The organism is Psychromonas hadalis ATCC BAA-638, assembly GCF_000420245.1.
GTDB classification, from domain to species: Bacteria; Pseudomonadota; Gammaproteobacteria; order Enterobacterales; family Psychromonadaceae; genus Psychromonas; species Psychromonas hadalis.
Map to the genome: position 1 here is coordinate 1 of NZ_ATUO01000140.1, position 9,166 is coordinate 9,166.

Below are 9,166 nucleotides of genomic sequence, written 5' to 3' on the forward strand. Positions count from 1 at the left end.
TATTGATTCTTTTTGTCCCCTTCTCACGAGGAGAGTGGACTTTTTTGAAATCGTCTATCAATGCTCACACAGATTGTTTGATTAAATTGTTAAAGAGCGTGCCTTTCGGCGAGGTGCGTATAATACGCTAACCTTGAACCTTGTCAACATGTTATTTTAAATTACTTTAAAAGTTTTTGTTGGCTCAAACTCACTGAGTTTGTTGGTTCGGACTCGGTTAGTAACTTGCGTTAGTTGCCTTGTCTGTGGGTCGCATTATAGGGATTGTGCGAACGTTGGCAAGCGTTATTTGAATAAAAAACCGTTATTTTTACAATTAGTTTTTATACCTATTTTGATAACAACTTACCCACAGAAAACAGTAAGTTATTCACAAAACTATTCAACAACGCCAACAACTTCCGCTAAATCATCATAAATGGCAGTCGCTAAGTTTTCGCCTTGCTCGGTGATCTCTTTTCCTGTTCTTACTAAATAGTTAGTTTTAATGCCCGCAGCGATACCTGCCTGTATATCAGACACTTTATCGCCCACTAAAATAGATTGTGTGACATCTATACCCAACGCTTCAATCGCTTCATTTAACATACCTGCTTTGGGCTTACGACAATCACAATCCACTTTATATTCGCCAATGCCATGCTCAGCATGATGAGGGCAGTAATAGATACCATCTAAATCGACACCACGATTAGCCAATGACCAATCCATCCACTCTGTTAATGTATGAAACTGCTCTTCTGAAAAATAACCTCGCGCAATGCCCGATTGATTAGTAATAACAACTAATAGATAACCTTTCTCTTTTAATGCTTGTAATGCTTCTATTACGCCATCGATAAATTCAAAGTCATCAACAACCGATACATAACCCTTGTCTACATTTATTACGCCATCTCGGTCGAGAAAGATGGCACGTTTGTTATTACTTGTTGTCATAGTTTTTCCTATAGTGTCTGTACGGATGCTATTATCGCTTTTTTGCTTCTATTATAAAGAGTTTCTTAAATGTTACGTTTTATCGCCCTAATTTCCGTTGGTCTTTTATCAGGCTGTAGTCATTACAGCTTCACCTCGAATCTTGATAAAGAAAATTTTGATGAATACTTTAAACCCTCACAAGTCACTGTCTACTCAAAATCAGACTTGCAAGACTTAGATTACCAACTGATTAGTGCAGTCGAAGGCAGTAGTTGCCAGCAAGCGAAGAAAGATCTTCCTGCAGATATTAAAGAAGCAAGAACCAACGCACGTATTAATGCTGCCAATATGAATGCAAATGGTATCGTATTCCAATCTTGTATCAACTTTGCAACAGACAAAACCTGTATCAGTAATATTATCTGTTATGCACGCGCCATAGACGTAACTGAAAATGAATAATTTTTCACTGCAAACCATTGCAACTATCCACTCTCCTTATAAAGAGAAGTTTGCCGTTCCGCGACAACCCGGATTAGTGCCAAGCGCCAACGCGTTGTTAGAAATATTACCCCCCTATAATGATATTAACGCCTTTGTAGGGTTAGAAGCATATAGTCATCTGTGGTTAATGTTTATTTTTCATAAAAACAAACCTCAATCAAATTGGCAACCGATGGTACGCCCTCCGCGTTTAGGCGGTAATAAACGTATCGGGGTTTTTGCCACACGCAGTCCAAATCGGCCCAATCCTATCGGTTTATCTTTAGTTGAATTTCATGGTGTGATTCAAAAAGAGGGTAAACTGTTTCTACAATTGAGCAATATTGATCTGGTTGATGGCACACCGATTGTTGATATTAAACCCTATATACCCTATGCCGACAGCAAACCAGAGGCAAAAGCGGGCTTTGCTCAGCTAATACCCGAAAGCTCAATGCTGGTTAACTTTTCACAACAGTCATTAGAAATGCTAGCCAATAACGAAGAATTAAAAACATTAATAACCGAAGTATTAAAGCAAGATCCACGTCCCGCTTATAAAAAAGGCAAAGCAGACAAGAAAACTTATGCAATGCACCTACTTGATTTTAATGTTTTCTGGCAGGTAAATAACAACACTACGACCGTTACCGCTATCGAGATTCTGATTTAGGATCGGCTTCAAAATTACTTGCGCTTTTGTTTTCAAAATAACCAGTCATTTAGGATTGGCTTCAACATTACTTGCGATTTTTTTTTAAATAGCCAGTCACTTAAGGCTTTTTGGAAACAATTTATCGCAAGTTATTTTGTAACGATTCCTTAAGGATTTTTGAAAACAATTTAGCGCAAGTTCTTGTGTAACGATTTCTTAGCAAACAGGTAACCACTAATGGCGCCCACAATTGCCCCGAGCAGGTGACTCTCAAAAGAAACACCTGCCGTTGTTGGCAACACGCCCACCACTAATCCACCATAAAAAATCAATGTGATCACTGAGATCATAATATGTAAAAACTTTCTGCGCACAAACCCATACACGATCAAATATCCCCAAAAGGCATATATCACACCGCTCATGCCGATATGCACACTATTGCCACGTGCAAATAACCACACTAAAAATCCTGTACTAATAATATGAATGGTAAACAATAACCAAAATCGCTTAATACTTTTTAACCCAATCAACATACCAAATACCACAAAGGGTAAAAAGTTACTAAAAAGGTGCGCCCAACTACCATGCAAAAAAGGAGCAAATAAAATGCCAGAAAGATGACTTGTTGAACGTGGCACAATACCAAACTGATTTAGATTGATAGGTAACACGGTATTTAAAGCAAAAATAACGGTGCAAACAACCATAATAATAAAGCTAACTTTACCACTTCGTAGATACTGCTTCATTTCATCCCCTTTATTATATAAAATCCCTCTTTTATATTGACCTGAAACTTTAAGGATTACCATGCGCACTACCAACTATTTACTTTCCACACAAAAAGAAGCTCCCAGCGATGCTGTTATTGTTAGCCACCAACTCATGTTGCGTGCAGGTATGATCCGTAAATTAGCCTCTGGTTTGTATACTTGGTTACCAACAGGTTTGCGCGTATTACGTAAAGTTGAAAACATTGTGCGCGAAGAGATGGAACGCGCAGGCGCGGTAGAAATTTTAATGCCCGTAGTGCAACCAGCGGATCTTTGGGTAGAAACAGGTCGTTGGGATAAATATGGTGGTGAGCTGTTACGTGTTAAAGACAGACACAACCGTGATTTCGTTTTAGGTCCTACACATGAAGAGGTTGTTACAGAATTAGTTCGTAAAGAGGTAAATAGTTACAAGCAACTACCTTTGAACCTTTTTCAAATTCAAACTAAATTCCGCGACGAAACTCGCCCACGCTTTGGTGTAATGCGTGCTCGTGAATTTACCATGAAAGATGCTTACTCTTTCCACCTTGAGCAAGAATGCTTAGAGAAAACCTACCAAAAGATGTATGACGCATATTGCCGTATCTTCGATCGTTTAGGGCTTGAATACCGTCCTGTTATTGCTGATACCGGCAGTATCGGTGGTAGTACATCTCACGAATTCCATGTATTGGCACAAAGTGGTGAAGATGCGATCGTATTCTCAACCGAAAGCGATTACGCAGCTAACGTAGAAAAAGCGGAAGCATTAGCTCCTACTTTTGAGCGTCCAACTGCAAATGCTGAAGTTGTATCCATTGAAACACCTAATGTGCATACTATTGAAGAAGTTTGTACCTCTCTTAATGTTAACGCAACACAAGTTGTTAAAACGCTATTAGTAGAAGGTAGTTGTGAAGAGGGTGAAAATGCTCCTATTGTTGCCTTGGTTGTGCGTGGTGATCATAATCTTAATGAGATTAAAGCAGAAAACATTGAAGGTATTGCAAGCCCATTAGTTTTTGCCAATGCAGAACAGATTAAAGCAGCTGTAAATTGTGATGCAGGCTCTATTGGCCCTAAGGGTTTAGCTATCCGTACTATCGTTGATCGTAGCGCAGAAAAACTAGCTGACTTTGTATGTGGTGCAAACGAGACAGGTAAACACTTAACGGGTGTTAACTGGGATCGTGATATTGAAAGTTATGAAGTTGCTGATATTCGTGATGTCGTTGAAGGTGATCCTAGTCCATGTGGTACAGGCACACTTTCTATTGCTCGTGGTATCGAAGTAGGTCATATCTTCCAACTGGGCACCGCTTATTCTGAAGCGATGAAAGCGGCGGTCTTAAACCCACAGGGTAAAAATCAAACCTTAACCATGGGTTGTTACGGTATTGGCATCTCACGTATTGTTGCGGCGGCCATTGAGCAAAATAACGATAAAAATGGCATCATTTGGAATGATACCCTTGCACCATTTTCTGTGGTTATAGTGCCGATGAACATGAAAAAATCACACCGTGTTGCAGAACTTGCAGAAAGGTATTATGCAGAATTACAAGCAGCAGGCATTGAAGTATTGTTTGACGATCGTAAAGAGCGTCCAGGCATTATGTTTGCCGATGCAGAACTTATCGGCATTCCACATACATTAGTGATTGGCGATCGCAGTATCGATAACGGCGTGATTGAATATAAAGATCGCAAGTCTGGTGAGAAACAAGAAGTTAAAATCGAGGAAGTGATTGAGTTTATTAAAGCAAAATTGGCTTAATTATAGCAAACTCAATAAATATGTGATCGTTTTTGGAACGCAAGACTTTAGTCTTGCTGAGTGACCAATCGGACGTAGGACTTTAGTCTTGCCTAGTGACCAATCACTCGGACGTAGGACTTTAGTCTTGCCTAGTGACCAATCACTCGGACGTAGGACTTTAGTCCTGCCTAATTAACTAAAGGCGCAGCTGAAGTAGCACGTCCAAATAAAATGACCAATCGGACGTAAGAGCGAATTGAACGTCAGTTCAGTCTTATGTGCGGGTTAAGCTCTGCGAACCCTTTTTTTAGTCCTGCCTAATTAACCAAAAGCGCAGCTAAAGCAGCACGTCCAAATAAAACGACAAATAGACACGTCAGTTCAGTCTTCTTAGTGGCTAAACTCTGCGAGCCCTTTTTTTAGTCCCGCCTTGTTGAGCCCAGTTGATTAAAGAGGTCAGTTACTCTGGTCTCTTTAATACTTTCAATTCACCTTCAAGTTTCAGTATATAGTTATCTTTAGAGGAAAGGTTAAAGCTGTCTTCTACCCCCTGCCACTGTAATGTCTGGTTTTCCAAGGTTAAAACACTCACTTGAGATTGTAAAAAGATAGCCAATCCAAGCACAGAAAAAAACAAAACCACTAACACTAAAGCAGCATCTAAATGTAACGTAAACTTTTTGTTCACAAAAAACCTCTTTAAAACTTATCATTTTAAGTAATTATGATTAATATAAATAAAAACATCAACTCAACACCTTTTAAAATTTAACAGATGAGCGCTTAAATGAAAGCTAACAAATATTCACTTGTATTAATCCCTCTTTTTTTGCTATTCACAACGCTTACCTTTGCGACCATCAATATACTAAACAACCCTTTTAAATTAAGCAGTGAAACCGCCCTCACTAATAATTACAATGCAGAAATTTTACAATTTTGGAAAAGTAATGCCAAAAGCAGCTATTTCCAAGGGGTTGATAATAAAAGAGTACATACAATCTCAGTCACAGCTGGCAACAATAAAGTCATTGTCATCAGCCAAGGACGCAATGAAAGTGTGCTGAAATATAAAGAGCTTGCCTACGACCTTAACCGACAAGGTTACGATGTTTTTCTTATTGATCATCGTGGACAAGGGTTTTCTGAGCGCTTTGGCGGCGATCAACATCGGGGGTACGTGGTTAACTTCCAAGATTATGTCGATGATCTTAACCAATATGTAAGCTCACTCCAGTTAGATAAAAAATATCAGCAACGTTACCTACTGTCACACTCAATGGGTGGTGCGATTAGCGCCCTTTATCTGCAACAGGTTAAACATCCCTTTCAAGCGTCTGTTTTCTTTAGCCCAATGCTCTCCATTGATCTTGCCGGTTTACCCTCATGGCTGGCCAAAATAATTACCTACAGTAGCGCAGAGGTTTGTAACTGGTTTAGTGACAAAGCCTGCTACGTTCCGATGGGCGAACCTTATTCAACAAAAATATTCGCAGATAACCACTTAACCCACAGCGAAACGCGTTTTTATTCAAGTCAGATTGATTTTGAAACACATCCAGAAACCCAACTGGGTGATCCCACCATGCGCTGGGTGGCAACAAGCATTAGCGCTACCGAGCAAGCAATTGAAAATGCACATAAAATTAATATACCTATTTTAATCATTCAAGCGGGAGCTGATGAGATTGTTACCAGCACAGGACAAACTGATTTTTTTAATAATGTAACATATTGTAAATTCAATCAGTTTTTAACCCTCCAAGATGCAAAACATGAGATATTATTAGAACGTGATAACGTTAGATTAGATGCCCTCAATCACGCCCTACAATTTTTAGCAAAAATAGAACAAGGTAAATTGATATGTACAAAGTAGCCATTTCCGATCTTGATGGAACCTTACTGGGCCCAGATCATAAAATATCTGCGCAAACAAAAAAAAGTATTCATCACTGGATAGAGAGTGGTCGTAAGTTTGTTATTGCAACAGGTCGCCATTATATAGAAGCTAAAAGTTTACAAGATCAATTAGGTGAGCCTATCTATTTAATCACCTCCAATGGCGCGCGCGTACACAATAAATGGGGCGAAATCATACTCAAGCAAAATTTACCGACAGAAATTGCCACCGAAATTTGTGAGATAACCTTTGATAAAACAATACAGATAAACCTTTTTACCGATCAACATTGGTACGCTAACTTCCGTTTAAAAGAACTTGACGATATTGGCCTTGGTGGTGATTTTGATTGCCAAGAAACAGACATTCAATCATTAGATAAAAGTAATACCATTAAAATTTTCTTTTGGGCAGAGCGTGAACAACTGGAAGTGGTCTACCAAACATTAAATAATCGTTTTGGCTCACGCATCAACCTCACCTTCTCACTCGATAAATGTTTAGAGGTGATGGATGCAAATACCAATAAAGGCACTGCGGTTAAAGCGGTACTAAAAGATAAAGGCTTTAGCACTGAAGAGGCTATCGCCTTTGGTGATGGCATGAATGATATAGAGATGTTGAATGTTGTTGGCAAACCAATCCTGATGAAAAATGCGCAAAAGGCACTACGCGAAGCACTGCCTAATGCAGAGGTGACCGCGTCGGCAAAAGAGCATGGTGTCGCACTGAAAATAGATCAGCTACTGACATAACCACGGCGAATCATCACAATGACGACACATATTTAATGACCACAGGATGAAATATAAGTAGGCACTGTTATACTGAGAGAGCTATTCCCATTACTTTATGGAACAAAGGTTTATATATGCGTCTCTCAGCCCTATTAATTACAGCACCTCTCTTTCTTATCGCCTGTAGTTCGACTTCCACAGAAGCCCCTAGTGTAGAAAAACCAGCACCTGCCCCCATCATCAAAAAAGCATTTTCTAAAATACTAGAAGGAAATTTTCGAGGCCAATTTAGCTTAGGTAAAGATGGTAAAGGTTACTTTAAAGCATGCGATGCGAATAAAGAGTTCTCAATCAGCGCCAACTTTGCACTACGCAACATCTATGAGCAAATAACATCAACACCTTATACCCCAGTCTACCTTGAGTTTGCAGGAGAAATTACCTTCCCCAAAAGTAAACAAGAGAAGTCAAATGTGCTGATGCGCGTTGATAGAGTACACCACATGGCACTTGCAAAAGCGTCCCTGCAATGTGACAAACCCATTGATACCTTTCTATTTAAAGCCAATGGTGATGAGCCATACTGGCGATTAAGTATCGATAATCAACAGCTTTTTTTCTCAACCAAAGCGAGCAATCAAGCTTATGCCGTTGAGGATGCAGATTTTAGAACCACACAAATTAACACCATTACCACCACCAATAAAAAAGGCCAACGCTTAAAACTAAAAATTCAACCGGGTCATTGTTACGATCTAAAAAATAAAGAATACTGGGGATATACAACAAAAGTAGACAGTATTTGGGGAGAATATAGCGGTTGTGGTGAACCAGGTTGGCCCATTGAAGATCAGCTCTTTACGGGGTATTACCTAAGTAGTAAAGGTGGCATTACAACCAACCTTACACTCAACGCTAACTATACTGTTAAATACCACGAAAAAGTGGATGGCAAGGAGACAATAAAAACAGGATTTTGGAAAACAAACGCCCCTAATAAAGTCGTTATTATGTTGACCCAGCAAGGAGAGAAAAAATTACGCCAAGAGATTGTTTTTAAACGTGAAGGGCTAACGCTAAGTGCAACAGAACTGAATAACCATAATATCGTTACGCCCTTTGCAAATAAATTTATTTTTAATAAAATGAATGCACAAGAGGGCATCGAAAGCGTTAAAGTAAAACATATAAACCGAGAATTTACAGCGCGGCGTATTAGTCCAGATGCTGAAGTTGATCTTGATATACAAAAAGCAGTGAATGATTACTTTAAAATTCACCGCACCGATCCAAAGAATACTAAGTTCAGTGCCGTCAAATATGATTTAAATGGTGACGGAATTGATGATGCAATCGTTTTGCTTGATTGGTGCTCAAATAAAAATGGCTGTGAGATGTTGATTTTTGAAGGGAGTAAAGAGGGATACCAATTCTCTAGCCGTGTTTCGCGTGTACATGCCCCCCTCATTATTTCACAAACCCAACACTACCTCTGGCAGAGCCTACTTATTGAAAAAGAGTCTGGCTGGTCACTGCTTAATTTTGATGGGCTCAGCTACCCTATCCATACCCGTGACCTAACCGTTGTGAATAAAATGGATTACTCGACGGGTGTTATTCTTTTCAATAAAGGTAAACCAACACAATGGTTTCCTATTAAAATCAAATAATATGAATGAGTGATTAACAGCTGAATTCAAAAAGGGGCATTTCTCCCCTTTTTTTATCTGGATTTTTTGATAGTTCATGTAACATGGGTGAGGCATAAAAGAGAGCTTAAACCAATGAAACACTTGGACATAGAACTTAGGTCCTGTCTAGTGAGCAATCACTCGGATGTAGAACTTTAGTTCTGCCTAGTGACCAAGGGCGCAGCTAAAGCAGCACGTCCAAATAAAATACCACTTCCAAATAAAAACGTGGACGTAGAACTTTAGTCCTGCCTAG

At 39.3% G+C, this 9,166-nt stretch carries 9 protein-coding genes; 6 read left to right on the forward strand and 3 right to left on the reverse strand.

Annotation, left to right across the window (positions count from 1 at the left end):
- Positions 1 to 378: 378 nt before the first annotated feature.
- The gene (gene gmhB / locus G322_RS0114765) at positions 379 to 939 is read right to left on the reverse strand and encodes a D-glycero-beta-D-manno-heptose 1,7-bisphosphate 7-phosphatase (RefSeq protein WP_022942514.1); all 561 of its coding nucleotides are present in this window, start codon (positions 937 to 939) and stop codon (positions 379 to 381) included.
- Between the two features lie 69 nt (positions 940 to 1,008).
- Between gmhB and rcsF the strand changes: the two genes are divergently transcribed.
- Positions 1,009 to 1,383 carry an Rcs stress response system protein RcsF gene (gene rcsF / locus G322_RS0114770; protein ID WP_022942515.1) on the forward strand — a complete coding sequence of 125 codons (375 nt, stop codon included), beginning with the start codon at positions 1,009 to 1,011 and terminating at the stop codon, positions 1,381 to 1,383.
- Positions 1,376 to 2,077, forward strand: coding sequence for a tRNA (N6-threonylcarbamoyladenosine(37)-N6)-methyltransferase TrmO (gene tsaA, locus G322_RS0114775; protein ID WP_022942516.1), 702 nt, complete (start codon positions 1,376 to 1,378; stop codon positions 2,075 to 2,077). The genes rcsF and tsaA overlap by 8 nt, the downstream gene beginning before the upstream one ends.
- Before the next feature lie 170 nt (positions 2,078 to 2,247).
- On the opposite strand, the gene G322_RS0114780 is transcribed toward tsaA, so the two are convergent.
- A complete protein-coding gene (locus G322_RS0114780; RefSeq protein ID WP_022942517.1) occupies positions 2,248 to 2,877 on the reverse strand; it encodes a rhomboid family intramembrane serine protease in 630 nt (209 codons plus the stop codon).
- On the opposite strand from G322_RS0114780, the gene G322_RS0114785 reads away from it, so the two are divergent.
- A complete protein-coding gene (locus G322_RS0114785) occupies positions 2,876 to 4,597 on the forward strand; it encodes a proline--tRNA ligase (protein ID WP_022942518.1) in 1,722 nt (573 codons plus the stop codon). The genes G322_RS0114780 and G322_RS0114785 overlap by 2 nt on opposite strands.
- Positions 4,598 to 5,039: 442 nt before the next feature.
- Here G322_RS0114785 and G322_RS0114790 read toward each other — a convergent pair whose 3' ends face one another.
- On the reverse strand, positions 5,040 to 5,267 hold the full coding sequence (locus G322_RS0114790) for a hypothetical protein (protein WP_022942519.1): 228 nt from the start codon (positions 5,265 to 5,267) through the stop codon (positions 5,040 to 5,042).
- 99 nt (positions 5,268 to 5,366) lie between these two features.
- Between G322_RS0114790 and G322_RS0114795 the strand changes: the two genes are divergently transcribed.
- The 3 genes from G322_RS0114795 (at position 5,367) to G322_RS0114805 (ending at position 8,889) form a co-directional block, all read left to right on the forward strand.
- On the forward strand, positions 5,367 to 6,458 hold the full coding sequence (locus G322_RS0114795) for an alpha/beta fold hydrolase (RefSeq protein WP_022942520.1): 1,092 nt from the start codon (positions 5,367 to 5,369) through the stop codon (positions 6,456 to 6,458).
- Positions 6,446 to 7,237, forward strand: a complete 792-nt coding sequence (locus tag G322_RS0114800; RefSeq protein ID WP_022942521.1) for a Cof-type HAD-IIB family hydrolase — start codon at positions 6,446 to 6,448, stop codon at positions 7,235 to 7,237. The genes G322_RS0114795 and G322_RS0114800 overlap by 13 nt, the downstream gene beginning before the upstream one ends.
- Positions 7,238 to 7,353: 116 nt before the next feature.
- The gene (locus G322_RS0114805) at positions 7,354 to 8,889 is read left to right on the forward strand and encodes a hypothetical protein (RefSeq protein ID WP_022942522.1); all 1,536 of its coding nucleotides are present in this window, start codon (positions 7,354 to 7,356) and stop codon (positions 8,887 to 8,889) included.
- Positions 8,890 to 9,166 lie beyond the last annotated feature (277 nt).

What these genes read in the sequence shown, in the direction of transcription:
- tsaA (WP_022942516.1), top strand. Translation starts at nt 1,376, where the DNA reads ATGAATAATTTTTCACTGCAAACCATTGCAACTATCCACTCTCCTTAT.
- G322_RS0114795 (WP_022942520.1), top strand. Translation starts at nt 5,367, where the DNA reads ATGAAAGCTAACAAATATTCACTTGTATTAATCCCTCTTTTTTTGCTA.
- gmhB (WP_022942514.1), bottom strand. Translation starts at nt 939, where the DNA reads ATGACAACAAGTAATAACAAACGTGCCATCTTTCTCGACCGAGATGGC.
- rcsF (WP_022942515.1), top strand. Translation starts at nt 1,009, where the DNA reads ATGTTACGTTTTATCGCCCTAATTTCCGTTGGTCTTTTATCAGGCTGT.
- G322_RS0114800 (WP_022942521.1), top strand. Translation starts at nt 6,446, where the DNA reads ATGTACAAAGTAGCCATTTCCGATCTTGATGGAACCTTACTGGGCCCA.
- G322_RS0114805 (WP_022942522.1), top strand. Translation starts at nt 7,354, where the DNA reads ATGCGTCTCTCAGCCCTATTAATTACAGCACCTCTCTTTCTTATCGCC.
- G322_RS0114785 (WP_022942518.1), top strand. Translation starts at nt 2,876, where the DNA reads ATGCGCACTACCAACTATTTACTTTCCACACAAAAAGAAGCTCCCAGC.
- G322_RS0114780 (WP_022942517.1), bottom strand. Translation starts at nt 2,877, where the DNA reads ATGGTAATCCTTAAAGTTTCAGGTCAATATAAAAGAGGGATTTTATAT.